Genomic DNA, 24,353 nt, shown 5'->3' with positions numbered 1-24,353 from the left:
CTTAACGTGTCATCATTAACTTCTCCACAGCAGGTACGTCTGCTGGTGCCCAATCTAGCTCTATTAATTCTGATGGAGCCAACCATTTTACAGCCACATGTTCCGTCAACACAGGCTCAGACTCTCCCACTATCTCACAACAAAAAGTCGTGAGAGTAACCGTACCAAAATCATAATCATACGTTGTACACTCAAATGGTTCTGGCTCAACGCTAACCTCTAATTTCAACTCCTCATTAAGCTCACGAACCAGTGCCTCTCTTGGCGTCTCGTTCTCCTCAATCTTACCACCAGGAAACTCCCATTTATAAGATAACGCTCGACCTTCACCACGTTGCGCGCATAATATCTTGTTATCTTTAATAATAATCGCACCAACTACATTGATTACCTTAATCATAGCACACCCTCTTTACATATCATAAATCTATAATATCACAGTTTATTTTACTCCGAAAATAAATAAAAAACTCATTCTTTAATAAGAACGAGTTTTTTACTTTTTACCCTACTACTGATTTCACAGCAGCGATGATATCTTTACTTGTCATACCATAATCTTCTTTAAGGTAATCCATTTTACCCACTTGACCGAAGCTTTCTTTAACACCTAATCGAGCTACTTTACGTGGAGAATTATCTGCTACAAATTCCGCCATAAGTGAGCAAATACCACCAATAATATTATGGTTATCAACTGTAATATCTTCTGCTTCATAACAATATACTAAAATTCACTCAATTATTTATCCTCACACTCTTCTTCCCCTTTTTTTAAGTAAAAACCTTTTACATTACTTCTCATTACTGATAGCATAACAGTTAATACTATCTAACTTTGGAGGCGTTTTAAATGAGTTTTATCGGAACTTTCCTAACACTTGTGGGAGGATTTGGTCTATATAAATTAATAAAAGGTAATAAAAGTAACACACCTCTACCTAGAACATACCAAAAATATATTTATCTTGTAGCAGGTCTGGGCATTTTTCTTTTAGGTAAAAGCGATATGTCAACAGAAATCCCACCTAATCCCGAGCCCCCATCTACACAACTCATCTCTACATCTTCTACTACAAGCGACACTGTTAGTATTATAAAAGAAACAACAACTAGCGAAAAAGAAGTCGAGAAACAGCTGACCTTACAAAAGAAAAAAGATAAGCTCGAAAAAGAAAAATTAGAACTAAAGAAAAAAACTGAAGAAGAACAACTAAAACGCGACGCTGAGAAAAAGAAAAAAGAAACGGTCGCACGAACTACTTTACAAACTAAGCGACAGACAATGTATACTACCTTAGCCAATAAAATCGTAGAAGATGTCCAAACTTTTGATGTCGATAAAGGAATTCCAGACTTTACACAAGAGGAATTATCCTTAGAAAAAGGCGCTTGGGAAAGTTACGGTAACTTAGATCACCTTAATCGCCCAACCATTGCTGAAGCAATGCTAAATCAATCATTAATGCCTACTGAAAAACGAGTAGGTCTTAATGTTGACCCAACAGGTTGGCATAATAAAAAAACTAAAAAAGGCTACCTTTACAACCGTTCTCATCTCATTGGGTTTCAACTCACTGGACAAAATAATAACCTTAAAAACCTAATTACAGGAACACAACAATTAAATAATCCTGAAATGCTACGATTTGAAATGGACATTGCCTACTACCTCGAACAAAATCCGAATCATTATATACGATATACAGTTATTCCCGTCTTTAAAGATAACGAACTCTTAGCCCGTGGCGTCCATCTTAAAGCACAATCTATAGGAGATAATGATGTTCAAATTAATGTCTTTATTGCCAATATTCAAAATGATGTCATTCTTAATTACAGTGATGGGACGAGCCAACTTGGTCCTTCACAAGAGGTTGAACCGGAGCAAGCTACAGAAACTCCCAAACAAACAGCTAGTCCCATACAACATGATACAGCCCCGCTTGAACAACCGACAGAACAAGCTCAAGATCAAACTGTCTATATTACAGCGACAGGTAAAAAGTACCATTTTTCAAAAAGTTGCCGAGGTTTGAATAATGCCAACGCCATCACCCAAACTGTACTGAGTACTGCTGAACGTAGTGGACTGACAAAGTGTAAGTGGGAATAAAAAATGCTAACCTCCAAGAGGCTAGCATTTTTTTATTTCCACTTCATCTCACCAAATAAGTTATTCGCTTGTCCCCACGTATAATAATCTAGCTGGTCAGTCCCCCTACTCCCCATCCCACTCTGCCATAAACTGAGTCAGATAAACTTTCATATATTCTGTTTTTTTCTCTGCCAGTTCTTGACCTGAGGGAGTATTCATTGTATCCGCTAGACCTAGTAACTTATCATAAAAGTGAGCCACTGATGACCCTTTTTGATTACGATACGCCTCATAAGTTTCATTTTTACTTTTATCTTCAGTTGGGTCGTACAGCTTTCTATTATGACTGCCCCCATATGAAAAAGTTCTCGCTATTCCTATAGCACCTAAAGCATCCAATCTATCTGCATCTTGGACACACTTTCCTTCTAAGCTAAGATCATATTTCTTCTCTAAATTTTTAGAATAAGACATATGCTCCATAATGTAAAAAACCTCATCAATTTGAGTCTCACTTAGCCCCTCTTCTTTTAAAAGTGTTGTTATTTTTTTACTATTATCCCTTGTATCTGCTACTACTTTTTCATCAATAACATCATGCAAATATGAGGCAAGCTCTACTATCATTTCCCCCTCAGCATTAGGTGCCTCTTTTGTTTCCTCTTGGTACAAACGCACCCCACGTTTAGCAACACGTTCGGCATGATAAAAATCGTGCCCTGTCACGTCGTATGCCAATTCTTTTTTTACAAATTCTATAACACGTTGACTGATTTTTAACATCACTTTCCACTCCCTTACTCTCATTTTATTATACAACACTACTCAATACTCCCTATTATTTTCTAACTCTATTGAAAACGTTTCATCATTTTCTATTCCTGTGATAAAATAGGGGCATATATAGAACAGAAAGAAGGCTGCTTATGTGTACAGGAATTCAAGTAACGAGTATAGAGGGTAATACCTATTGGGGAAGAACCCAGGAATTTGGTTTTCCAATGCCTATGGACGGTATCACAATTCCTAGAGGCTATGAAGTAAAAGGACTTCTTTTATCGGATGTCACATTTAAATACGCTTCTATGGGATGTACCCTTAGTGGTAAAGATTATAATATTGATAACGTAGTCATGTTAATGGATGGTATTAATGAGAACGGCCTTGTAGGAGGAACTTTTTATTTTGGCTCAGGCTACCACAACTATGCCACACAAGAAGAAGTTGAAGCTTTGGGTAAGCTACCTTTTAGAGGAGAAGAATTCGTAACATGGGCTATAGCAAATTGTGCCGATGTAGATGAATTACGCGAACGTGCTCTATCCGAAGTCGCTATATGCGATACTGAAAATGAGCTAGGTGCCGCACAACCGCAACATTACTGGTTCACTGATAAAACCGGTAAATCAATTGTGATTGAACCGGATGTAAAAGGCTCGTTCACTATACATGATAATAAAATCGGAACTATGTCAAATGCACCTGACTTTGATTACCATGTGAAGAATTTAAATAATTATGTTGGACTAACTGGTGATACTCAAGCTGATTGGGAAATGGGCAACGTAACCATTCCATCATCTGGCATCGGTAGCGGACTCTTCGGATTACCTGGAGATTTCACACCACAAACTCGTTTCGTCCGTGCTACGATTTTTAATCGCATGTCTGATGCACCAAGTGATGATATGGCCATTCATAGAGTTTATAATATTTTAAATAACTTTGATATTCCTTACGGTTTGATCAAAACAGGTAATGCACTTGGTAAGCCAGATGATTTATTTGTACACCGAAATCAATACTCAACTGCTTATAATCTAAATAATCTAACATTATACGTGTCACCCTTTGAAAATAGACGTATTCAATCTCTGTCTTTAAAAGATGCTACCGAAAATACTAAGGCTATTCGTTATGAGATTAAAAAAATTCAAGATATTCAAGAAATGAGCCCAATAAAATAAGAAGCGTGCCCTTTGGCACGCTTCTTATTTTATTGGGCTCTAACCCTTTTTACTCTACCAAACCATTCAAAAGTAAATCAACGGTTCGTCTTAGCTGTTCTGTTGTGTGTTCTTTCTTATACTGATGAGAGATACTCATCACTGCACCCAAGTGGTACATCAAATGAGTGGTCGCTTCTTCTGGCGTCACATCTCCTCTTAAATCAGCTTCTTTAAAAACTGAAATAAAAGGTGCTAAGTAAGCTGTTTGATACATTTCAAAAAATTCTTTTTGATTTTCTTCAGACATAATCTCTTTAAAATCTTCGAGCATACTGAAAAAGTTAGCTGGATGAATGGTCATCAGTGCCGTCATCATAGAAACTAGTTTTTCTTCTGGCGAACATTTTTCTGCAAGCAGTTCAATCTGAACTTTTTCAATATCTTTAATTATTTCTTCTACTACACATTTGAATAACACTTTTTTATTTTTGAAATGGTGATACAAATTAGGTTGGGTAATGCCACACTGTTCGGCAATTGCACGGGTTGAGGTCGCTTGATACCCTTGATTGAGAAAAAGCTGACGGGCAACATCTAAGATGGTCGCTTTTGTTTGATCTGCTAGTTCTTTACGCGTCATTGTCATAAATACGCTCCTCTATTTTTCTTTCCTACTTAGTGTACCACTCCTTCTCTAAATAGACTAGACCACTTCGGTTAACTGACCATCTTCGATACGACAGACACGGTGACAGTATTTTAGTAAACGCTCATCATGAGTTACCATGACAATCCCGGTTTTTTCTTGTTCCGCTAAGCGAGCTAATAAAACGGCCACTTCAAAAGCACGGTCACTATCAAGACTTGCTGTCGGTTCATCTGCTAAGATTATTTCTGGTTTATGGTACAAGGCTGTCGAAATCGCCACACGTTGACGTTCTCCACCAGATAAATCTTTCGGATAACTGTTCATTAATTTTTCGATGTCTAATAATTCTGCTAACTTTTGACGGTAGTCTGGGTCTTTTTTTGAACGGTCATTTTTTTCAATTAATTTAAATTGTTCTGCTACTTTTAAGAAGGGAACAAGGTTAGATTGTTGAAGGATGAACCCTAATTTATCAAAACGTAATTTAACCAAGTCTTTAGCTGCCACATTCTTTAAATCTTGGTCATCAATAATAACACTACCTGATGTCGGCTCTAGTAGTCCCGCGATAACTTTTAAAAATGTACTTTTACCTGAACCAGATGGCCCAATCACAGCTACTAATTCTCCTGGATTCACATGAAAATTAATGTCAGTTAAAGCGTTGACTTGCTTTTTCCCTTTACCAAATACTTTGTTTACATTCTTTAATTCAATTGCTCGTTTCATATTATTACCCTCCTATCGCATCTAATGGATTGACTTTTGCTACTGTGATGGTTGAGAATACCCCACCTAAAATAGCGAATATGATTAAGCCGATACCATAAATTCCGGCTTCTGTTAAATTCGTTGCATATGGCATGCTTGCTGGTAAAACTAATGTTGTTAAGTACGTCAATGCTGCTCCTAAAAGCACACCTATTAACGCTAAGAAGAACGTTTGAATCAAAACTGACTTCGCTAAATAACTTGTAGCCACACCTTGAATTTTTAAAATCCCAAACATCTCTGTTTTTTGTAAGGTCATCACATAAATGAATACCCCAATAACGAAGGCAGAGATAACAAGTAAGAAATAAACCATTCCGTTAAGCGTTAATTTTTGCTCACTGTACCCTGGTAATGCTTCGATAAAATCAGTGGTTTTAATATCTACTAAATTTTTATCATCTGTTACTTTTGAACTGCCTTCACGGTAGACAATACCGTTATACATTGTGCCTTTAGGTGGCGTATCACCAAAACGTAAGTCATTTACAGTCGCAACAGATGCATAAATAACTGGCGTAATACGGTATGAACTTGTTGGTGTTATCCCAACAATCGTAAATGTATCTTCACTACTTCCAAGTTTCACTTTGTCGCCTATTTCATAACCTTTATCAGCTAAAGATTGAGAAACTAAAATTTCATTTTTCTTTTCATAACGACGCCCTTTAATAATTTCAGGGTCTACTATTTTTTGATTAGATGACCCAAAAATTGAAATATTTTCTTTCTCATCAGATTTTCCATTTTCGTGTTGCATAGCATATGACCCTTGAACAATACCTTCCACAACTTTGGCATCTACTTCTTTTAATACCTTCTCATCGATGTTAGACGCTTGTAAATTCTTATTCGCCTCATCCGTCAAGATAATCCCCTCTGCTCGCCATGAATCCACCTCTTTACTACTTCCCTGAGCTAGACCATTTGCTAATCCAGACAAGATAAACACCAACCATGATATCAATACCATGATAAAAATAATTAAGGCAAACTTTCCTTTTGAGTATGCCATTTCTTTAATTGATAAAAACATATGCGGTACCCCTTTCGTTCTACATAAAATTCACTTATCAAGTGATAGACAGATGATATCACTTATCTTTTGATAAATGAAAATAAATGCTCACGCCAACCTTATTTTTTTCATTTCATGGTACACTACCCTTAGATTTACAAAAAGGAGTGAGCACATTATGATTTACTATCAATCAAACGCCGTCCTGACACCTAACCAACTCGACACCTTATATTCGAGTGTTGGTTACACCACTTATACTGAAGATTTAGACAAATTGACCCGAGCACTTACCAAGTCACTTATCGTCATTACCGCCTGGCATAACACCACACCTGTTGGCTTAATTCGAGCTGTGGGTGATGGTGAAACCATTCTCTATATTCAAGATATCCTCGTCCATCCTTCTAATCAAAATAAAGGGATTGGCACGCAATTGCTGACTGACGTACTTGATGCTTATCCCGATGTTGAGCAATTAGTGCTATTAACAGGAAAGACTCTTGCCCTCAGTAACTTTTATGACTCACTTGGCTTTACACCTTTTGATAATGGTGGGGAGTCGATTACTTTATATCAACTAAACTAACTAAAAAAGGACTAGCCTAGGCTAGTCCTTTTTTAGTTAGAAGCTATTGCCTCTACTTTTTGTCGTGTATTTTCAGCTTTCCAGTGTCCATTGGCTCCAGAATAATGAGGAAGAGAAACCACTTTACGACGTGCTTTACCTGTAAGAGCTTTTTCTGTTTTTCCACCCAATGCAACAAGTACAGCATTTTCTGAAACCCCTAATTCATCTAGATGAGCTTCTAAATAAGCGACGTCCTCTGAATCTGTTGAAACTTTCGAACTATCACTTTCGACAACATGTATTAAATCTGTCATGAAAGCCCCCCATAATTTCGTATCATATAAGACTGCTGCTAAGCGATAATCTAAACTTTTTTTCAAACCATGAAAATTTAAGAATGCTTCTGATTCTTCTGCTAAAGAAGCTCCCTCATTTCCTGGATTTAATCCCACAATCACATACTCAACTGCTTTTAAATGCTCAGCTAGATTTTTAGGCAATTGATCAATAGGGAAGTGCTTTGGAATATAAGCCTCTCCGAACATTTTTTGTCTTTCTTCATCTGTTAAACCTTCTTTTAAATTCTTAGGTGTTTCCCAAATCGCCCAACTATCATAAGCATTAAATTTTAAATTTTCTTTTGTCATTCGTAACACTCCTTTTTATTTTTACCTATTCGGTTTTATCTCATTCACATACCATTTATAAATCTCATACGCTTGGTCATCGCCCTCAAGAACACGTTTTTTCAGCTCTAACTCTACTTGTCGCGCTAAGATTCTTTCCGGTATTGACCAACCTGTCAGATACTCGGCCAATTGTAACGTTGGATTAAATGTAAACTGACCATCGGTTTTGATTTTTTCTGGTACTTGGCGTTGCCACTTCTCTTTTAACAGACGAAAAGCTTCTCGGTCGCCAGATAAACTTCGTTCTGTCAGTTCTCTTTCCACTTGTTTCGTAAAGTACGTCATCATATGTGGTTCTAGAAATTCCGATAAGTCAGCAGTTGTCATCACAGTCACATCTCTTTGTACCACTGTATTCTCATTTTCATCCGTCACTCTTACTCGTCTCATCTCTGTCATAGCCATTCCTCCTCGATTAGTTATTGTCCCAAATCCAATAATTCAGCAACGGTTTCTGAAAAAGTTAGCTCGTAAAAAGCAAGTTCTGCTGTCCGTTTTATCGTTCCTGTGTAACGAATTTGTACCGATGAACTTAGTGGAATACCAGGGGAACTTGTCCAATAATCAAAGTTCATCAATTTTCCATCTTCATAAATTCGATTAGCTGTTCTGTATGAAGCAGTGCAAAGACGTTCGTCACGAGTTAACTCTATCCCCTTTTTAGCCGCTAATTCAATTAAGGCAGCCCCAACTTTTCGAGCGCCTTCACCTGTATTTTCTAACGCCAATTTCAAGATTAATCGACCATACACAGAAGGGAAATCCTCTACCGTAACCGCTCGACTTAACGCAAAGGTTCTAGCGAGTGTCCAACAACGAAACTGCCCTTGAAATCCGCCTAATTCAAAGTCGACAGGCTCATCTTCAAATGACTCGAAATCTTCAACTGCTGTAATTTCGCGTTTGATGGACTGAGAATAGCGTGTATAACTAAACGTACTTTCATTCACTTGTGCCGCAGTTAATTCATATGGGAATAGGAACGTTTCTTTAATTTCAATAGGTGACATACCCTTTAGGAAACTGTACAAGACGCTAGCTAAATTTTCTAATTCAATTTTAGCTAGAACCACGTCACCTTCTTTATCCTCTATATCAAAGTAAGGCTCATCTGACCACCACATGTGTTCTTTAATGTCAGATTGACGAAGCAGACAGTTCCCAAATTCATCGTAAATATGAACACGTCCGTCCTCATCCTCCTCTTCGGTGTTAGAAAGAATCACATCATAATATTGGCTGTCGTCATGAGGGATGCAGGCAATCTGATCAACTAAATCTAGCGTACTCATCGTATCCCAAGTATCCAGGTACTTTTGCGTATAGCCCATTAACTTGTAACCACGTTGATTGAGTTGTTCCACTAAGGAAAAGATAGCGTCTTGATTTTCAACATCATGTGTTAAAGCTGGGCGTACTTCTGTTAGTAAATCAGGTAATTCGTTCTCTAACTCTTCTTTCGTCACATCTTCTAAATAAATTCTTGAATTGTAATCAAATACATCGAAACGGTCTACTTCGTATACAAGCGGTCCCGTTTCGGTAGAGAGAACACGCTCACTTTCTTCTTTGATAAGAGGGGTTGATACTGCATAATCATACGTTAGATAATTAATTTCTAAACGCCTCGCATCAAGATACTTTTCTAAATCTAGATTAACTTTGGTCATTGCTGACACTCCCTTCAACTTACTTGTTAAGAACGTCGTCTTAACAAAAATAATTTCTTACGAGATAAACTTTCTTTCTCTCCACTACTCCTTTATACTAACATTATATAGCGACATATTATGACGCAGGAGGCAGCTACATGAACAGTCAGACACGAATTTTAGAACTATTTTTAGACTTATTAAACGAAAAAAACTTAGGTACTGCAGAGATAGCTGAGCATTACGCCATCAGCCCACGGACGGCTCAGCGTGATTTAGAGATAATCAGAGACCTTTGCAAAGATTCCGAATTGAATTACACTCTATCAAATAAAACAGCTGATAAAAAATACCGTTTAGAACGCCACAACGAACAATTGAGCCTAGCTGATGCTACAGCTATTTTAAAGATAGTACTCAGTGTACGAGCCTTACACAAAACTGAGATACTCCGGTTAGTAGAACAACTTTCTATGTCTTTAACAAACAGCGACCGTGTGTTATTTAGCAAAATCTCTGCTAGTGAACGCCATGGCTATAGACAAGTCTCACATGAGCAACAACTCTTAGAAAAAATAGACCTCTTATTAGACTTAATAGAAAAAAATTTAGGTTTCACCGCAACCTATCATCATGAAAATAAAAAAAATGATAGACCTATCCTTGGTGTTCCTTTGTCCCTGATGTTTGACCAACATTATTTTTATATTAGAACATATGTCGATGGGAAGGATACTGTTATCAATTATAGACTTGACCGGCTAATAGACATAAAAGGTAGAGAATTAGACACTCGTGATAAAATTCGAGCCACTGTTGAAGATGGTGATTTGCGAAAACGAGCCCCTTTTATGTTTTCAGGTCGCGATACCCAAGTCACATTTAAATTCTGGGGCGCTAAAGAAATTGTCGAAGATAAATTCCCAGATGCTACTATCACTTTTAATCCTAAAGATGGGGCTTATGATGTAAAGGCCTATGTCTACGATACCGGTGTTACCTATTGGTTACTTAGCCAAGGAAGCCAAGTCAAAGTGACCGGTCCTATCGGGTTTAAAAATAAGATAATAGATGAGATAAACAAAATGCAGGATCTATACCATTCCTAAAAAAGTGTGACTTCTTATTAGGAAGTTACACCTTTTTTTAGTTGAACTCTTCAAGAAAATCACTGACTAAAATTAAATAAAAAATAAGAAAAAACAACTCATTTTACTCATTTTTTTATGATATAACTATAAAAAAGTCATTTTGAAAGGTGAGCTTATGAAACAACGAAATACTATACTTTTTTCAAAAAGGAAACTAAGTGTTATTTTTCTTTTATTTATGTTAGTTATATTTTTAGTAGGTAAACTACTTTTAGAGAAGCAACAAAATCGTTTTGATATAAAACTCTCTCAATTACATCATGATATTGAATCTCTAAAGACTGAAAACAATCAATTAAAGCAAACGACATCATCTCCTGACGCTAACGACGCTAACGCCCAAATTGAAAACTCTTTAACAGCTGATTATCCTGATTTAAAAAAAGAAATTATAGACACATTAACTCATGCGAATACTAGCGGAACTATCCTCGCCATTAAAAATAATCATCTTTTTTTAAACGAAGGTCTCAACTACTCTAATAAGGAACTGAAAAAACAAAACACGGGTGATTCTGAATTTATGATGGCTTCTATCCAAAAAACATTTACTGCTACTGCCATTATGTTATTAGTCGAAAATGATAAACTCTCTCTTTCGACTCCTTTATCTACCTTCTACCCTGATATCCCTAATAGTGATACGATTACAATCAGACAACTTTTAGATATGACTAGTGGGTTAGTAGTAGACTCTTATCCAAAAAAAGCACTCAATGAAGAAGATGCTTTAGCTGAAATAATAAACCATATTCGATATCAAGAGCCTTCTTTAAAATGGCATTATTCTGCTGTTAACTATAATTTACTTGCAGGAATCATAAGCAAATTAACTTATAAATCTTACGAAGATTTTATTAAAGAAGCCATTTTACAACCTTTAAATTTAAAACAAACAGGTTTCTACACAACCTTTAACACCTTACCTAACAAAACGACAGCATACTATGGTACATCCCACTCGCCTTATAAAAAAGTAAGCCCTATTCTAAAACAATATTATACTGCCGAAATCGGGACCGGAAATATGTATACTTCAACATTAGATTTGCTTACTTATTTTAAAAAATTAATAAATGGGGACCTTCTTAGAAAAAACAATCTAAAAACATTATGGACCAATCAACCCCAAAAATACTTTTATACTTATGCAAGTGGTGTATACCATAATGATGGTTATTTTTATTCTCACGGCATCCTTAGAGGCTATGAATCCTCTGCTTATTTCACGTCAGATGGCGAAAATGGTATTATATTTTTAAGTAATTCTTATAATAAAACCCACCCCACACAAAAAATAATTCAAGGACTATTCAATAAAATAACAGCGAACAAATAAAAAACGTTGACTATTGTTATCGGCAGAATAGATAATAAATATTGAAAAGTGAGCACGTCTACTATGATTATTTTGACCAATTTATTTACCCTAACTTAAAAAATATAAACTATTCGACCACTAATAGAGAATGGGGTAAAGAATATAAAAGTAATCCTAAGATTTGTTCAATTTCGACACTCATTGGAAATGAAACAGCTTCATAAGATTCGAAAGCAAACAAGTGAGCGATTATTTAGAATAGCAAAAGAATGTCATGGCTTACGATATACTAGCATGATAATAAACGAAAAATACATATGAATTTAGGCGTACTTTCACTTCCCTAACTATGAAAAAAACATAAAAAAATAAACACATCATTCAAAAGAACGATATGTTTGTCTTTAATCTGAAACTCTGACTGTTGTCAGAGTTTTTTACTTATTTAAAATCATTTTCTATCAATATTCTGTACTCCTTGATTACTTTAAAAAATGATTCAATTTCATCAACTGAGCAGGTTTCTAATAATTGATCAAGAGTCTTGGCTATATCAATAATGTCATACATTTTATGAGCCTTACTCAACTTAAATCCCTCTTCAGTCACATATAACAAATAAGTTTTTGCACTATCTGGAGATTGCTCTTTTTTTACAAACCCTTTTTCAACTAATTTAGTAACCGTTTGTGAAATTGCCCCTTTGGTTTTTTTCCAATACACCGCCAACTCACTAACCGTTGTCCCAGGATTTTCTTCAATATACGTTATCGTATGAGCTTCTATCATAGAAACTAAATCACCTGTTCCATAGTCGTGTTTTGAAATTATATAGTTATAATACAACATTACAAATTGGTAAATATTATTATGTCGATTGTTTAAATCTCTAAACTGTGTGTCAATCGACTCGATATTAGGATTATTTGTCATGATACTTTATATTAACTCCTTAATTATTTTCGCTATAACAATTATGTCACAACTTGCGCTATTAAGCAATTTCAACATCTTTTTAATCCGCCTTATTTGTTAAGCCTCTAAACTATTTATGAAAAAAGCATTGACAAAAAGCGCTTTCAAGAATAATATATGGGCATATAGTTAAGGCGCTAAACTATCAAAAATTAATTAGGAGTGTATCGTATGTCAGTTAAACGTATCATGAGTAAAAAAGCACCCGCTGCAATCGGATGCTATTCACAAGCCTCTTTGAGTGAGGGACTTATCATTACATCTGGGCAGTTACCTTTAAATGTTGAAACCGGTAGTCTCCAAGGTAGTACTATCGAAGAACAAACAACTCAAAGTTTAAAAAATGTCCAAGTGATTTTAGAAGACAATCAAAGTTCGTTAGACAGCATCCTAAAAACAACGGTTTATTTAAGTGATATGTCTGATTTTAAAGGGATGAACGATGCTTATTCTAACTTTTTTACCGAAGGCAACTATCCCGCACGAACTGCATTTCAAGTCGCTGCTTTGCCAATGAACGCTTTGGTTGAAATTGAAGTTATTGCTAAAATTGAAAGTGAGGAAAATTAAAATGGAAATGACACAATTCGTAGAAAAATATGCTGTAGACCGTAAAAATACAAGTTCTTTAAAATGGGATGCTTTAGATGTTCGTTTTGGTGACCCTGATTTAATCGCTATGTGGGTTGCTGATATGGAATTCAAAGTGCCCGAAGCTGTACAAGAAGCACTAATCGAACGTGTTAACCACGGTGTTTTCGGTTATTCATATACCCCGGACTCATACTATAATGCTTTTATTAATTGGCAACGTAAACGTCATGGTATCGAAATTGAAAAAGATTGGGTTCGCTTCTCTACAGGGATCGTTACAGCCTTGTATTGGTTTGTAAATATTTTCACTGAAGAAAATGATGCTGTTATGATTCAATCGCCTGTCTATTACCCTTTCCATAATGCAGTTAAAGATAACAACCGTCGTTTAATTCGTTCTGAACTAATTAATACAGATGGTCACTATACAATGGATATTCCAGATTTTGAAAAGAAAATTATCGAAGAAGACGTTAAAATGTTTATACTATGTTCCCCTCACAACCCGGCAGGTCGTGTCTGGTCAGAGGATGAATTAGTACAAGTTCTAGAAATTTGTCATCAACATAATGTACTTGTTATCTCAGATGAAATTCATCAAGATATTATTCTTGGTGGACGTAAATTCACATCTAGTTTAATGGTTGCCGATGGAAAATATCGTGATAACATGATTGTTTGTACGGCTCCGTCAAAAAGTTTTAACTTAGCATGTCTACTAAACTCTCATTTAATTATTCCTAACCCTGAACTTCGTGAGATTTTCGATCGTGAAAGTAGTAAGATCAACCAAACTGAAACAAGTATTATGGGCCAAATTGCTTGTGAAGCTGCCTATACACACGGTGAAGAGTGGCTCGATGCTCTATTAGAAGTGATTGAACATAATTTTAATTATGTCAGCAGTCAATTAAAAGAACATGCCCCTAAAGCTGTTGTAACTGAACTTGAAGGAACTTACCTGTCATGGATTGACTTAACTGCCTATGTTGCACCAGAAGATACAAAAGAATTTATTCAAGATAAATGCCGTCTAGCTATCGACTTTGGTGAATGGTTTAGCGATAAGTGCCAAGGATTCGTTCGTTTAAACATGGCAACTGACCCTAAATTTGTAAAAGCTGGTATTGATAATATTATTTCTGAACTAAATAAATTAGATTAGGTGAGACTTATGCAAATCATAAAAAATTACAAATCATCCTTTATTTTAATTGGAGGTATGATTGTTGGCTCAATTATCGGAGCCTTCATGGGACCAAAAGCTGTCATGTTTACTCCAATTGCCAACTTATTTTTAAACCTCTTATACTGTTGTATTGTCCCTATGATTTTCACCTCTCTTGTCTCTGCCATTGCAAATATGCAGAGTACTAAAAAATTGGGAAAAATTCTAGGAACCATGTTATTTTTATTCATCGCGACAGGGATTATCGCTGCCCTTTATATGTTAGTCGTTTGCCTAATCTTTGATCCTTCACAAGGCGCTGCTATTAAAATGACTGAAACTATAGATAGTGGTAAGGCGAACACTGACTTCTTAGGAATGATGACTGTAAGTGACTTTAACTTATTATGGAGTCGTGAAAACTTAATGGCTTTAATTGTCTTTACCATCATTTTCGGAATTGCAACTTCTTCATTAGGAGAAAAAGCACGTCCCGTTATCGATTTCTTTGATTCACTGTCACATGTTATTATCAAAATTGTAGGCTATGTTATGTACTTAGCCCCCATAGGTTTAGGTGCATTCTTCGCTGCCTTAATCGGTGAACAAGGAGGACAAATCGCTGGTCCACTTTCACGAACTATTATTATCTTTATTGTAGCAGCGTTGGTTTACTATTTCGTTTCAAATACACTCTTCGCCTTCATCGGTGCGGGTAAAGAAGGTGTGCGACTATTTTGGAAAAATGCACTTCCTCCTACTTTAACATCATTAGGAACTTGTTCAAGTGCTGCTACTATTCCGTCTAATTTAATTGCAGGTAAAGAAATTGGAATTTCCGATGAAGTAAACAATTTAGTCATTCCTATGGGAGCTAACTTACATAAAGATGGTGCTGTTCTTATTCAAATTCTAAAAATTGTCTTTATGGCTAATGTTTTCGGTGTCAATTTGCTAGAACCTAAAAACTTCTTAACAGCAATCACAATCTCTGTCCTAGCTTCATGTGTTATGGGAGCAATCCCTGCTGGTGGTTATACTGGTGAAATCTTTATTATCTCAGCTTTCGGTTTCCCAGAAGTTTCGATACCACTGATGGTTTTAATTGGGACTATTACAGATGCACCAGCTACAGCTATTAACTGTACAGGAGATATCGGTGTGGGTATGATAATTAATCGTATCGTTGAAGGGAAAGATTGGCTAAAAAAATCACAAGAAGCTAAAAAAATAGAGTCAACGGATGAATCGTTGACTACTAATGATACAGTTGAGTTAGTTAGATAAATAAAAAAAGTGATAACCCACTACGATGGTTATCACTTTTTTTTATATAACTTGCTGAAAGAATTCTGCTTGTTCTTTCAACACCGCAATTAATTTATCAATTCCTTTGTTCTTCAAACGGCTACTTGGACCAGATACACTCAGAGAACAGATTAATTTTTGATTTTGATTATAGATAGGTACGGCATAACATGATAAACCGTATTCATATTCTTCGTTATCCACAGCGATTTTTTCTTGTTTAATTTGTTGTTGTTCCCGTTTAAATTTGGTCACATCCGTTAAGGTATTAACCGTACGCGCTTTAACTGTTTTAAAATACTCTTCCAAATCTTCATCTGACCACTCACTAAGAAATAGTTTCCCCATACCTGAACAATATAATGGACTGACTGGCAGTAAAGTGGTCTGCAGTTGATAAAACTCTCCCTCAATGGTATTAATAATCAAAACTTCATCTTCATACTCAACTCCCAAATTCACACTCTCACCCGTTTGCTCTCTGATCTTTTTCATGAAAGGTTCTGCTAAATTGGATAGTTGATCACTTTTCCCAGCATTTTGAGCATACTTGGCAATTTGATAATCCAAAATATATTTTTGGTCAGCTTTTTGTTTAATAGCATGCACTGTTTCTAACGATTTGATTAATCTAAAAACGGTAGTTTTAGATAAACCAGTCTTCTCAGTAATTTCTGTAATACCCATTTCTTGGTGTTTATTCAATAAATCTAATATTTCAAATGCATCTGTAATATTTTTAATAACAGGACTTTTTGTCATAATATACTCCTTTTTGTTCATCCTTTTTTTATATTGTATCATACCTCCTATTGTTAATTTATGCACAAAGTGTTGCCATTTATAAAAATATAGTGTAATATTCAAATCGGAACATGTTCCACATTAAGATAAAAGGAGAGAGAGATTATGAAAATAAGTATTATTGGTGCAGGACAAGTAGGAGCAACAACAGCCTTCTCATTAGCTAAAGTTGATTATGTAAACGAAATCACTATAATTGATTTAGATGAACGTAGAGCACAAGGGGTCGCCCTTGATATTCTTCACGGACTGTCATTGTCTCATCCTGTTAAAATAAATGCAGGTGGTTATGACTTAACAAAAGAGTCAGATATTATTATTATCACAGTTGGGGTACCCGAAGTTATTGGTGAGTCTCGTCTAGTTCCACTTCAAAAAAATGCTAACATTCTAAAATCTATCATTCCACAAATTACTGAAAATAGTCCAAATGGCTTAATTTTAATGGTCAGCAATCCGGTTGATATTTTAACTTACTTTGCTCAACAAATCTCAGGTTGGGACCCTACTCGTGTTATTGGACTAGGTACAACTCTAGATTCAGCTCGTCTAAACTACTTATTAGGTAGAGATCTGGAAATTGCCCAAACTGATGTTAATGGTTTAGTTATTGGAGAACATGGTGATTCACAAGTTGTCGCTTGGAGTCAAACGACAATTAAGGGTATTCCATTTGACGAGTACGTTAAACAAAACGGTATTACTCTAGCAGACGATTATAAAACTGCCCTAGCCCAAGAAGTAAAAGATACAGCCTTTGATGTATGGGAAATGAAAGGACCTAACTGTTACTGCGTAGCTCTTGCAATTGAACGTGTGGTTCAAGCGATTGCTCGTAATGAAAATACGATTTTACCCGTTTCACAACCCTTCACTGAAGAAACATATATCAGCTATCCTGCTGTAATTAATCGTACTGGTGTTGCTAGACAAGTTAAACTAAGCTGCACAGCAAACGAACAAACAAAATTTGACGACTCTTATGCCAACATTAAAACCGTTGCTAGTCAAATAGAATTGTAGGTGTCATCATGACAAAAAATAAAACACTTGGCTTTATTAAATTCTTAGTAGGGACTTTCTTGGGAATCTTCTTAGTTTTGATTCCCTTCAAATTCTCAAATGGCGTGGATACCGTTCTTTTCTATTACTTAAAATTATTCATTAATGCTTTCCACGGCCCACTACAATTATTATTAGTTTTAGCAGTTGTTGCTAGTGCATTACTTGCTCTTTTCGACCAATTAAATCCTAATAGTCTTATCTCAGAGAATCGTTTAGCAAAAAAATTATTCTCAACTACACGTTTCTATACCATTAATCGACTATTCGGAGCTGCTATTACACTAGCCTGCTACTTCAAAATTGGACCAGAATTTCTAATTTCGCCAGATACTGGTGGTGCTATGTTAGATTTGGCCACACAATTAGGAGTCCTAGTTCCTGTTATGTTACTTTTCCAAACATTCATCTTAGAATTTGGTGCTATGGAATTTATTGGTTCATTAATCGGTTTTGTTGTCAAACCTATCTTCAAGGTCTCAGAAATCTGTGCAGTTAATATCATCAGTGCCTGGGTTGGACCCGGTAATGCTGCGATTATTGGGACACAAGAGCTTTTTGAAAAAGGCTACTTCACAATAAAAGAAGCAGCTATTATCGGAAGTCAATTTTCAACATCAAGTATCGGTTGGGTTGTATTGGTTTGTTCTGTACTAGGTGTCATGGATTCATTCGGCGCTATCTTTCTAGGTATAACGTTAATAGGTGTTATTCTTGGATTCATCGGTGTCCGTATTCCACCAATTAAAAATTATCCAGATGTTTACGTTGATGGCAGTTCAAAAAAAGAAAGTGTTACTGAGCGTAAAGAAGGACGTTTCAAAACAGCTGTCTCAAGTGCTAGTGATAGAGCGAATACCTTAACGTTAAAAAACTTTACCTCAAAAATTGATAACATGTTATTCTACGTCTTTTGGTTAACACCTATCATTATTTTTTGGGGAACAGCAGCTCTAGCTATTTCATTATATACGCCAGTATTAGGCTGGATTTCATTACCAGTGGAAGCTATTCTTAATTTAGCTAATGTCGAAGATGCCCATCTAACGGCTAGTGCCATTATGTCAGGATTTGCTGATAACTACTTACCTGTTATTTTAGGTAAAGATATTATATCTATCGAAAGCAAAACAATTGTTGCAATGATGAGTATCTTACAACTTATTTTCATGTCAGAAATTGCAACCTTACTAACATCATGTAACGTAGTTAAAAAATTCTCTGATGTTATTATTATTTTCATTGAACGTACCTTGATTGCCTTACCATTCGTTATTATCTTTGTTAAAATTTTGTATTAATAAAAAAGGTTCCACTCTTTTTTAGAGCGGAACCTTTTTTTATTTCTATTCATTTTTAATCAATATATTTAGTACTAGAAATATTCCAATCGTCTATCCGGTCTCCTTTAAACCAAATCGTTTTATTAAGTCCGTCGAGCATCGTCACATTTTGAATAAAATAAAACTGCACATCTACAGTGTAATCCTTTACTCACTGTATTTAAAACGACAAAAATATGAAAAATTATAAAAACAATAATTATTTCAACAAAACTAGAATATATAATACATTTTAGATAAAATAATACAAAACAAGATATTTTAAACCACTTATTTTACTTTCGTTATTTATTATTTAGTTATATAGTTATTTATGACATTAAATTTTTAAGGAGGGCGCCATGCTACATTTATTTTTTAAAAAGAACGAAATTGAAAACTTAGACATTTTAGGTTCAGCTATATATAACTTAGATACGTCATTGGAGTTTGTTACCACACATATCCTAAACGAAAAAAGTACGATTCAACATAATCTAAAACAATTGAACGATAGTTTCAACCGCTTAGGGCATCCTAATATAAAAATACGCTCCATAAGTAATAGGATTATTCTTGAAGGAAAACAAGAAGATATCTACAATAATTTATTGTTTGATGTCACTAAAGATTATGTCCAAAAATCACCCTTTTATACCATTTTCAACCTTATGTCTTATGATACTATCTTAGATAAACAACTCGTTAGTGAAAAAGCTCATATTTCTCAGAGTTATTTGTCCAAAATAATGGCCAATATTAATACCTTTTTAGCTCCTACATCTGTTAAATTAATCACGCGAAAAGGAAAATTATTTTACACTGGTCCTTTATTAAATAAACTGTATGTCGATTACGTCATCCAGCGTTTTCTCTTGCTCTTTCAATCTTCTTCAGACGTTGATGCTGAACTAGATGTTCCTTTTAATTTCTTTTTAACTAAATTTGAACAAAATAAATCAACTGTTTTAGCTAAGTGTCTATTGATTCATAATAATTCGAACGAAGACTATCTAACGGACCCACATCTTATTCAACTATTAAATTTATTTATACAAATTAATGATGTTAATCATAATAAACTAGAGGAGTTTTCCTCTGAACAAGTGAACCTAGCGATTAACCTTCTAACACGAGTGTCATCTAACCAGGTAGATACAGATGAACACCGTGCGTTGATCAGTTTAGCACTCTTAGAAAATCAGCAAGCGGATCCAACCAATCCCGTATTAAATGATATTATCTATATCTCTGAAAAAACTTGTGAGAGACTTGATTCTTCAGGCCGTTCATTTTCTAAATTTAAATTAGATGTTATTTATTTGATTACATTAAAAATAATTAATTTCCATATTTTCCAATGTAACCTTGAAAAATCACTTGATTTCACACCAGACTTTATCAAACAAACAATTTTACCTCCTACTAATGATGTCGATCATTTAATAGAAGATTTAATAGAAGATAATCAACTTATGCCTCTAACACGAGACATGTTACTGACAGATAAATATGGTATTGCAAATGATATCAAGAATAGTTTGCCACTTAAAAGTGAGGCGCTTAAATTATTTATTAATATCAATTATCAACCTTCACGTAGACAGTACATTATTAAACGAATTTCTCGTTTGTTTTCAACTGATAGTGTACAGATCACTAATAATCCCGATGAGGCTGACTTGTTTGTTTGCGACTACCTCATCCAAAAAAAACCTAATACGTCTTTCTTTTTACTAGTTGATGCTGAATCAAAAGATTCAATCAATTTATTACTTAATTTTATTACAGCTAAGTATAATGAAAAGCAGAGTGAATTTGGCTTAGTTGACTAAATTATCTATTTAAATACTTGTCATGGTATAATAAAAATATAAAGAAAGGGTGGTGTCCTATGATGAAAAAGACAAATTTTATTGTTATTTTTTGGTTAGTGTTAGCCTTAATCTTCACCATTGTTCTACTCTTTAATTTATCAAGTATTTTTGATAGCATTTCGTATCTTATTATTCCAGAAACGTCACATGATGCTTATATGTCAGCTGATGGGGTCAAACGCTCTCTCATCTCTAATATCCCAATGGCGATTATTTCTATTATTGGAATGACTATAGGAATTAAATCTGGACTTAAAGTGTATAAAACGATCAGCGAAAGTTAATCTATCGCATCAAAAAAAGCATATCTCTACTGGTTAACCAGTAAAGATATGCTTTTTACTTACCATTTGCTTTCCATAGCATTTGCAAACGCGCTACAGTTTGGCTAAAGGTCAATTCTTTAAATAATTCTACTTGCGTTTCTTGATTAATCCCTGTAAAGAGCGTTTCGTGAAATGTTGATAGACTCACCTTATCTTTCCGTTCTTCATAAATAAAATTAACAATCTTTCCATCTTGATATTCTAATTCAGAAGTATCACATACTCTTGTTTGAATACGGTCATCTCTAAGTATGAGAATATCTGACTCAACAGCATCTGATAAAAGTTTGTCTGATACTTTACTTGCTCCATGACTGACTTCTACCTTACGATTTTCCATATTCAATACGTCGAAGACTTCTGGTAAGTCCATTACGCCGAATGATCGACTGATTCTAATACACTCTTCTTCTAACCAGTAGCTATACTCACCGTAATAACCCTGAAATTCTGTATCTAAAGGCAAACTATCTAGAGCTATAAAATCTGCGACCGATTCAATCTTTCTTTTTTCAGACATCATATAACGGTCATATACCAACACGCATTCTTCCACTTGATTTCGTGTCATATTATACGGATTAAGGAACATGTCTTTTACTTCTGAAACAGTCATACCATTTAACAAACTATACAAAACTCCAGCTAAATCTTCTAACGGAATTTGATTAAGCGCACACACACCGCTTTTATCTAACACTTCAAAATAGTAATTTTCTAGCACAAATCGTGCTTTCTTTTCATCAGACTCACGCAAAATCTGAGTCCCAACGCTATCAACCAACGTCATTCTGTCATCCTCTTGACTTGCTGTAAAATAACTCATTGGGTCAAATTGTTCACCCTTTTTTATCATGTGGGTTGTGTATTGAATTAAAGAAAGTGGATCAATAATATCCCATGTATCCACCAATTTTTGGTGATAACCATTTATAATGAATCCCTCTGTCTGTGCAGCCTGAACTAAGGTGATAATCCCCTCTAAATCTTCCACTTCAAACGTCAAGGGCGTTGGTAATTTTTTTAATAACGCTGGTAATAGTTTCTCAAACTCTTCAATAGGTTTGTCTATTACATACAGTTCACCTTCTTGATTATAAAAATCAAACCGACCAGGTGCCGGAAAATATAGCCCGTCATTCGATGAAAGCATCGTCACTTTTCCACCAGGAATTAAAGGCTCTTGCTTCGCATAATCATACCTCAGATAATTAATCGCTAGCTCTCTTTCAGATAAGTAGCGTTCTAAATTTATTGTAATAATTGCCATAACTCTCTCCTCTGTTAACACGACCTGTCTATATATCTTCAATATATGACAGTTGTCATTTTCATACTACGAACCTACTCTCCCTAATATACCCTTTATTCAGAATAAAATTCAACTGCCTACTCTTCATAGCCTTGATTTTTCTATCAACTACTACTTCTTCAGATTGACACCTATCAACTTCCTTGCTAAAATAGTCCTATATACAGACCGTCAACAAAGGAGACTTTTATATGCCCAACAAGACTATCCGACAGAACATCACTGAATTTTCGAGTTACTTACAAGAAATGAACCGCACCTATGAAGCATACGCTAAAAAATATAATTTCTCATACACTACTATGCAGATTATTAATCTAATCAATGAGGTAGAAGACTGTACTCAGAAGAAAATTTGCGACCTGACCTTTTTACCGAAACAAACCGTTAACTCTATCATTACGACTTTATATAAGGAAGAGTTGATTGACCTTATTGTTAATCCAACTAATAGACGATCAAAAACGATTATCTTTACGAATAAAGGACAGGAGCTTGTCCAAGAGGCACTACCCAAAGTAAGAGAAGCAGAACTCTCAGCGATGGAAAGCTTAACAGAAGAAGAACGCAACACTATGCTAAAAGGGATGGCCTTATTTTGCCGTCACTTAAATGAAAAGATGCTATAACTAAACAGAATGGAGAACTAAAACATGATTAGAAAAATGACACCAGATGATTTACAATCCGTGGTTGAAATATGGCTAGAAGCCAACCTAGAGGCTCATGATTTTATTACGCCGAGCTATTGGATAGACAACAAAGATGAGGTGAAGAACGCCTTAGCTCAAGCTGAAGTTTATGTCTACGAAAAAGACACCACTGTCGCTGGTTTTGTCGGATTAGACGGGACTTACATCGCCGGGATATTCGTATCCCCTCAGCATCGTTCTAGTGGAATAGGCAAAGCCCTATTAGACTATATCAAAGACCTAAAACCTGACTTAACCTTAGGCGTGTATCAAAAAAATGAGCGTGCTATTAAGTTCTATAAACGCGAAGGTTTCGCTATTAAAAAAGAAGACTTAGATAAAGTGAATGATGAAAAAGAATATATGATGACGTGGGAGAAGTAACCAACAAGCTTATAAATTAGCCCCTTTGTAACAGATTTGCTATACTGAATTAACCATAATCTTAACTGTCCTATAAGGAGGGCTAGCATCATGACAGACACTCAACTCAATCGCTTTATTAATTATGCAAAGACTTTAAACGGTTCCGATATCTACTACCGAGAAAGCTGGGGCTGCTACTATTTTTCTCTCTTAGGAAAATCATTTGGTATGCTGAAACCCGAATCCCTTACATTAAAGGGCGATCCAGAAGAAAATATCACTCTCCGTGACATGTACAGTGATGTGACACCCGGTTATTATTCAAACAAAGTACACTGGAACTCCATTGCTCTTCCAACTGATCAATTGTCCCCTGAGCAAATTGAAAAGATGATCCTAAACTCTTATACACTCGTTTATGCTAATCTTTCCCAAAAAAATAAAGAACTAATTAACGAATCTTAACATAAAAAAACGGAGTGTATTAAATTCCTTTCACTTGAATTTAATACACTCCGTTTTTATTTTATAGAGTAACCTTCATCATCCACAACAATAAGTTGGTCATCTGAAAAGCATCCCTATTACTAGAAAAAAGCAAATATGATCTCTGACCTTTTTAAACGATTCCGTGATAAATTGAGGGCATCAAACATATCAGATAAGAAAATGACTTAT

The 24,353-nt window shown here is 35.2% G+C and carries 27 protein-coding genes; 15 read left to right on the top strand and 12 right to left on the bottom strand.

Annotation, left to right across the window (positions count from 1 at the left end; genetic code table 11):
- Position 1: 1 nt before the first annotated feature.
- Positions 2-400, bottom strand: a complete 399-nt coding sequence (locus tag CBF31_RS08815; protein WP_126832146.1) for a (deoxy)nucleoside triphosphate pyrophosphohydrolase — start codon at positions 398-400, stop codon at positions 2-4.
- Between the two features lie 103 nt (positions 401-503).
- Positions 504-659, bottom strand: a complete 156-nt coding sequence (locus CBF31_RS08810; RefSeq protein ID WP_126832144.1) for a transketolase — start codon at positions 657-659, stop codon at positions 504-506.
- 194 nt (positions 660-853) lie between these two features.
- Between CBF31_RS08810 and CBF31_RS08805 the strand changes: the two genes are divergently transcribed.
- Complete coding sequence (locus CBF31_RS08805) at positions 854-2,116, top strand: DNA/RNA non-specific endonuclease (RefSeq protein WP_245977949.1); 1,263 nt, start codon at positions 854-856, stop codon at positions 2,114-2,116.
- Positions 2,117-2,221: 105 nt separating this feature from the next.
- On the opposite strand, the gene CBF31_RS08800 is transcribed toward CBF31_RS08805, so the two are convergent.
- Positions 2,222-2,881 carry an HD domain-containing protein gene (locus CBF31_RS08800; RefSeq protein WP_170167918.1) on the bottom strand — a complete coding sequence of 220 codons (660 nt, stop codon included), beginning with the start codon at positions 2,879-2,881 and terminating at the stop codon, positions 2,222-2,224.
- A gap of 143 nt (positions 2,882-3,024) precedes the next feature.
- Here CBF31_RS08800 and CBF31_RS08795 point away from each other — a divergent pair, with 143 nt between their 5' ends.
- Positions 3,025-4,065 (top strand): linear amide C-N hydrolase, encoded by a 1,041-nt coding sequence (locus tag CBF31_RS08795; RefSeq protein ID WP_126832140.1) that lies wholly within the window; start codon positions 3,025-3,027, stop codon positions 4,063-4,065.
- 49 nt (positions 4,066-4,114) lie between these two features.
- Here CBF31_RS08795 and CBF31_RS08790 read toward each other — a convergent pair whose 3' ends face one another.
- Genes CBF31_RS08790 through CBF31_RS08780 form a run of 3 tightly spaced genes read right to left on the bottom strand, consistent with a single transcriptional unit; the run spans position 4,115 to position 6,503 of the window.
- Positions 4,115-4,693: a TetR/AcrR family transcriptional regulator gene (locus CBF31_RS08790; RefSeq protein ID WP_126832138.1), complete on the bottom strand. Its 579-nt coding sequence runs from the start codon at positions 4,691-4,693 to the stop codon at positions 4,115-4,117.
- 57 nt (positions 4,694-4,750) lie between these two features.
- Positions 4,751-5,425, bottom strand: coding sequence for an ABC transporter ATP-binding protein (locus CBF31_RS08785; protein WP_126832136.1), 675 nt, complete (start codon positions 5,423-5,425; stop codon positions 4,751-4,753).
- 4 nt (positions 5,426-5,429) lie between these two features.
- The gene (locus tag CBF31_RS08780; protein WP_126832134.1) at positions 5,430-6,503 is read right to left on the bottom strand and encodes an ABC transporter permease; all 1,074 of its coding nucleotides are present in this window, start codon (positions 6,501-6,503) and stop codon (positions 5,430-5,432) included.
- A 160-nt stretch (positions 6,504-6,663) separates the two neighbouring features.
- Here CBF31_RS08780 and CBF31_RS08775 point away from each other — a divergent pair, with 160 nt between their 5' ends.
- Positions 6,664-7,074, top strand: a complete 411-nt coding sequence (locus tag CBF31_RS08775) for a GNAT family N-acetyltransferase (protein WP_126832132.1) — start codon at positions 6,664-6,666, stop codon at positions 7,072-7,074.
- A gap of 32 nt (positions 7,075-7,106) precedes the next feature.
- Here the strand turns inward: CBF31_RS08775 and CBF31_RS08770 are convergent, their stop codons facing one another.
- Genes CBF31_RS08770 through CBF31_RS08760 form a run of 3 tightly spaced genes read right to left on the bottom strand, consistent with a single transcriptional unit; the run spans position 7,107 to position 9,415 of the window.
- The gene (locus CBF31_RS08770) at positions 7,107-7,703 is read right to left on the bottom strand and encodes a uracil-DNA glycosylase family protein (protein WP_126832129.1); all 597 of its coding nucleotides are present in this window, start codon (positions 7,701-7,703) and stop codon (positions 7,107-7,109) included.
- Positions 7,704-7,724: 21 nt separating this feature from the next.
- On the bottom strand, positions 7,725-8,144 hold the full coding sequence (locus CBF31_RS08765) for a hypothetical protein (protein ID WP_126832127.1): 420 nt from the start codon (positions 8,142-8,144) through the stop codon (positions 7,725-7,727).
- Between the two features lie 20 nt (positions 8,145-8,164).
- Positions 8,165-9,415 carry a hypothetical protein gene (locus CBF31_RS08760; protein WP_126832125.1) on the bottom strand — a complete coding sequence of 417 codons (1,251 nt, stop codon included), beginning with the start codon at positions 9,413-9,415 and terminating at the stop codon, positions 8,165-8,167.
- A 140-nt stretch (positions 9,416-9,555) separates the two neighbouring features.
- Here CBF31_RS08760 and CBF31_RS08755 point away from each other — a divergent pair, with 140 nt between their 5' ends.
- Both CBF31_RS08755 and CBF31_RS08750 read left to right on the top strand, forming a co-directional pair.
- Complete coding sequence (locus tag CBF31_RS08755; protein ID WP_126832123.1) at positions 9,556-10,506, top strand: helix-turn-helix transcriptional regulator; 951 nt, start codon at positions 9,556-9,558, stop codon at positions 10,504-10,506.
- 157 nt (positions 10,507-10,663) lie between these two features.
- Positions 10,664-11,887: a serine hydrolase domain-containing protein gene (locus tag CBF31_RS08750; protein WP_126832121.1), complete on the top strand. Its 1,224-nt coding sequence runs from the start codon at positions 10,664-10,666 to the stop codon at positions 11,885-11,887.
- Between the two features lie 423 nt (positions 11,888-12,310).
- On the opposite strand, the gene CBF31_RS08745 is transcribed toward CBF31_RS08750, so the two are convergent.
- The gene (locus tag CBF31_RS08745) at positions 12,311-12,802 is read right to left on the bottom strand and encodes a MarR family winged helix-turn-helix transcriptional regulator (protein WP_126832119.1); all 492 of its coding nucleotides are present in this window, start codon (positions 12,800-12,802) and stop codon (positions 12,311-12,313) included.
- A gap of 213 nt (positions 12,803-13,015) precedes the next feature.
- Here CBF31_RS08745 and CBF31_RS08740 point away from each other — a divergent pair, with 213 nt between their 5' ends.
- The 3 genes from CBF31_RS08740 to CBF31_RS08730 are packed head-to-tail and all read left to right on the top strand — an operon-like array spanning position 13,016 to position 15,893.
- Positions 13,016-13,414, top strand: a complete 399-nt coding sequence (locus CBF31_RS08740; protein ID WP_126832117.1) for a Rid family detoxifying hydrolase — start codon at positions 13,016-13,018, stop codon at positions 13,412-13,414.
- Between the two features lies 1 nt (position 13,415).
- Entirely contained in the window at positions 13,416-14,603 is a 1,188-nt protein-coding gene (locus CBF31_RS08735; RefSeq protein ID WP_126832115.1) for a MalY/PatB family protein, read from the top strand.
- A gap of 9 nt (positions 14,604-14,612) precedes the next feature.
- Positions 14,613-15,893 (top strand): dicarboxylate/amino acid:cation symporter, encoded by a 1,281-nt coding sequence (locus tag CBF31_RS08730; RefSeq protein ID WP_126832113.1) that lies wholly within the window; start codon positions 14,613-14,615, stop codon positions 15,891-15,893.
- 42 nt (positions 15,894-15,935) lie between these two features.
- Here CBF31_RS08730 and CBF31_RS08725 read toward each other — a convergent pair whose 3' ends face one another.
- Positions 15,936-16,676 (bottom strand): IclR family transcriptional regulator, encoded by a 741-nt coding sequence (locus CBF31_RS08725; protein ID WP_211330835.1) that lies wholly within the window; start codon positions 16,674-16,676, stop codon positions 15,936-15,938.
- Between the two features lie 147 nt (positions 16,677-16,823).
- On the opposite strand from CBF31_RS08725, the gene CBF31_RS08720 reads away from it, so the two are divergent.
- The 4 genes from CBF31_RS08720 to CBF31_RS08705 all read left to right on the top strand — a co-directional run bounded on the left by CBF31_RS08720 (position 16,824) and on the right by CBF31_RS08705 (position 21,263).
- Positions 16,824-17,741, top strand: coding sequence for a lactate/malate family dehydrogenase (locus CBF31_RS08720; protein WP_126832111.1), 918 nt, complete (start codon positions 16,824-16,826; stop codon positions 17,739-17,741).
- Between the two features lie 8 nt (positions 17,742-17,749).
- Positions 17,750-19,081, top strand: coding sequence for a YjiH family protein (locus CBF31_RS11225; RefSeq protein ID WP_126832109.1), 1,332 nt, complete (start codon positions 17,750-17,752; stop codon positions 19,079-19,081).
- Positions 19,082-19,464: 383 nt separating this feature from the next.
- A complete protein-coding gene (locus CBF31_RS08710) occupies positions 19,465-20,937 on the top strand; it encodes a hypothetical protein (protein WP_126832107.1) in 1,473 nt (490 codons plus the stop codon).
- A 59-nt stretch (positions 20,938-20,996) separates the two neighbouring features.
- Positions 20,997-21,263, top strand: coding sequence for a hypothetical protein (locus CBF31_RS08705; RefSeq protein WP_126832105.1), 267 nt, complete (start codon positions 20,997-20,999; stop codon positions 21,261-21,263).
- A 55-nt stretch (positions 21,264-21,318) separates the two neighbouring features.
- Here CBF31_RS08705 and CBF31_RS08700 read toward each other — a convergent pair whose 3' ends face one another.
- Positions 21,319-22,575, bottom strand: coding sequence for a hypothetical protein (locus tag CBF31_RS08700; RefSeq protein WP_126832103.1), 1,257 nt, complete (start codon positions 22,573-22,575; stop codon positions 21,319-21,321).
- Positions 22,576-22,808: 233 nt separating this feature from the next.
- Between CBF31_RS08700 and CBF31_RS08695 the strand changes: the two genes are divergently transcribed.
- The 3 genes from CBF31_RS08695 to CBF31_RS08685 all read left to right on the top strand — a co-directional run bounded on the left by CBF31_RS08695 (position 22,809) and on the right by CBF31_RS08685 (position 24,140).
- Positions 22,809-23,246: a MarR family winged helix-turn-helix transcriptional regulator gene (locus tag CBF31_RS08695; protein ID WP_126832101.1), complete on the top strand. Its 438-nt coding sequence runs from the start codon at positions 22,809-22,811 to the stop codon at positions 23,244-23,246.
- Between the two features lie 24 nt (positions 23,247-23,270).
- Positions 23,271-23,693, top strand: coding sequence for an N-acetyltransferase (locus tag CBF31_RS08690; RefSeq protein ID WP_126832099.1), 423 nt, complete (start codon positions 23,271-23,273; stop codon positions 23,691-23,693).
- Positions 23,694-23,783: 90 nt separating this feature from the next.
- The gene (locus tag CBF31_RS08685; RefSeq protein WP_126832097.1) at positions 23,784-24,140 is read left to right on the top strand and encodes an MmcQ/YjbR family DNA-binding protein; all 357 of its coding nucleotides are present in this window, start codon (positions 23,784-23,786) and stop codon (positions 24,138-24,140) included.
- Positions 24,141-24,353 lie beyond the last annotated feature (213 nt).

The sequence above is a fragment of the Vagococcus fessus genome, assembly GCF_003987565.1.
Classification (GTDB): Bacteria; Bacillota; Bacilli; order Lactobacillales; family Vagococcaceae; genus Vagococcus_D; species Vagococcus_D fessus.
This window is presented reverse-complemented; position numbering and strand designations above follow the sequence as displayed.

Excerpts from the sequence above, each read along its gene's own strand:
- CBF31_RS08780 (WP_126832134.1), bottom strand. The coding sequence starts at position 6,503 with ATGTTTTTATCAATTAAAGAAATGGCATACTCAAAAGGAAAGTTTGCC.
- CBF31_RS08755 (WP_126832123.1), top strand. The coding sequence starts at position 9,556 with ATGAACAGTCAGACACGAATTTTAGAACTATTTTTAGACTTATTAAAC.
- CBF31_RS08800 (WP_170167918.1), bottom strand. The coding sequence starts at position 2,881 with ATGTTAAAAATCAGTCAACGTGTTATAGAATTTGTAAAAAAAGAATTG.
- CBF31_RS08685 (WP_126832097.1), top strand. The coding sequence starts at position 23,784 with ATGACAGACACTCAACTCAATCGCTTTATTAATTATGCAAAGACTTTA.
- CBF31_RS08700 (WP_126832103.1), bottom strand. The coding sequence starts at position 22,575 with ATGGCAATTATTACAATAAATTTAGAACGCTACTTATCTGAAAGAGAG.
- CBF31_RS08735 (WP_126832115.1), top strand. The coding sequence starts at position 13,416 with ATGGAAATGACACAATTCGTAGAAAAATATGCTGTAGACCGTAAAAAT.
- CBF31_RS08745 (WP_126832119.1), bottom strand. The coding sequence starts at position 12,802 with ATGACAAATAATCCTAATATCGAGTCGATTGACACACAGTTTAGAGAT.
- CBF31_RS08750 (WP_126832121.1), top strand. The coding sequence starts at position 10,664 with ATGAAACAACGAAATACTATACTTTTTTCAAAAAGGAAACTAAGTGTT.
- CBF31_RS08795 (WP_126832140.1), top strand. The coding sequence starts at position 3,025 with ATGTGTACAGGAATTCAAGTAACGAGTATAGAGGGTAATACCTATTGG.
- CBF31_RS08765 (WP_126832127.1), bottom strand. The coding sequence starts at position 8,144 with ATGACAGAGATGAGACGAGTAAGAGTGACGGATGAAAATGAGAATACA.
- CBF31_RS08770 (WP_126832129.1), bottom strand. The coding sequence starts at position 7,703 with ATGACAAAAGAAAATTTAAAATTTAATGCTTATGATAGTTGGGCGATT.
- CBF31_RS08785 (WP_126832136.1), bottom strand. The coding sequence starts at position 5,425 with ATGAAACGAGCAATTGAATTAAAGAATGTAAACAAAGTATTTGGTAAA.
- CBF31_RS08760 (WP_126832125.1), bottom strand. The coding sequence starts at position 9,415 with ATGACCAAAGTTAATCTAGATTTAGAAAAGTATCTTGATGCGAGGCGT.
- CBF31_RS08790 (WP_126832138.1), bottom strand. The coding sequence starts at position 4,693 with ATGACAATGACGCGTAAAGAACTAGCAGATCAAACAAAAGCGACCATC.
- CBF31_RS08720 (WP_126832111.1), top strand. The coding sequence starts at position 16,824 with ATGAAAATAAGTATTATTGGTGCAGGACAAGTAGGAGCAACAACAGCC.
- CBF31_RS08725 (WP_211330835.1), bottom strand. The coding sequence starts at position 16,676 with ATGACAAAAAGTCCTGTTATTAAAAATATTACAGATGCATTTGAAATA.
- CBF31_RS08815 (WP_126832146.1), bottom strand. The coding sequence starts at position 400 with ATGATTAAGGTAATCAATGTAGTTGGTGCGATTATTATTAAAGATAAC.
- CBF31_RS08810 (WP_126832144.1), bottom strand. The coding sequence starts at position 659 with ATGGCGGAATTTGTAGCAGATAATTCTCCACGTAAAGTAGCTCGATTA.
- CBF31_RS08690 (WP_126832099.1), top strand. The coding sequence starts at position 23,271 with ATGATTAGAAAAATGACACCAGATGATTTACAATCCGTGGTTGAAATA.
- CBF31_RS08730 (WP_126832113.1), top strand. The coding sequence starts at position 14,613 with ATGCAAATCATAAAAAATTACAAATCATCCTTTATTTTAATTGGAGGT.
- CBF31_RS11225 (WP_126832109.1), top strand. The coding sequence starts at position 17,750 with ATGACAAAAAATAAAACACTTGGCTTTATTAAATTCTTAGTAGGGACT.
- CBF31_RS08805 (WP_245977949.1), top strand. The coding sequence starts at position 854 with ATGAGTTTTATCGGAACTTTCCTAACACTTGTGGGAGGATTTGGTCTA.
- CBF31_RS08740 (WP_126832117.1), top strand. The coding sequence starts at position 13,016 with ATGTCAGTTAAACGTATCATGAGTAAAAAAGCACCCGCTGCAATCGGA.
- CBF31_RS08775 (WP_126832132.1), top strand. The coding sequence starts at position 6,664 with ATGATTTACTATCAATCAAACGCCGTCCTGACACCTAACCAACTCGAC.
- CBF31_RS08705 (WP_126832105.1), top strand. The coding sequence starts at position 20,997 with ATGATGAAAAAGACAAATTTTATTGTTATTTTTTGGTTAGTGTTAGCC.
- CBF31_RS08695 (WP_126832101.1), top strand. The coding sequence starts at position 22,809 with ATGCCCAACAAGACTATCCGACAGAACATCACTGAATTTTCGAGTTAC.
- CBF31_RS08710 (WP_126832107.1), top strand. The coding sequence starts at position 19,465 with ATGCTACATTTATTTTTTAAAAAGAACGAAATTGAAAACTTAGACATT.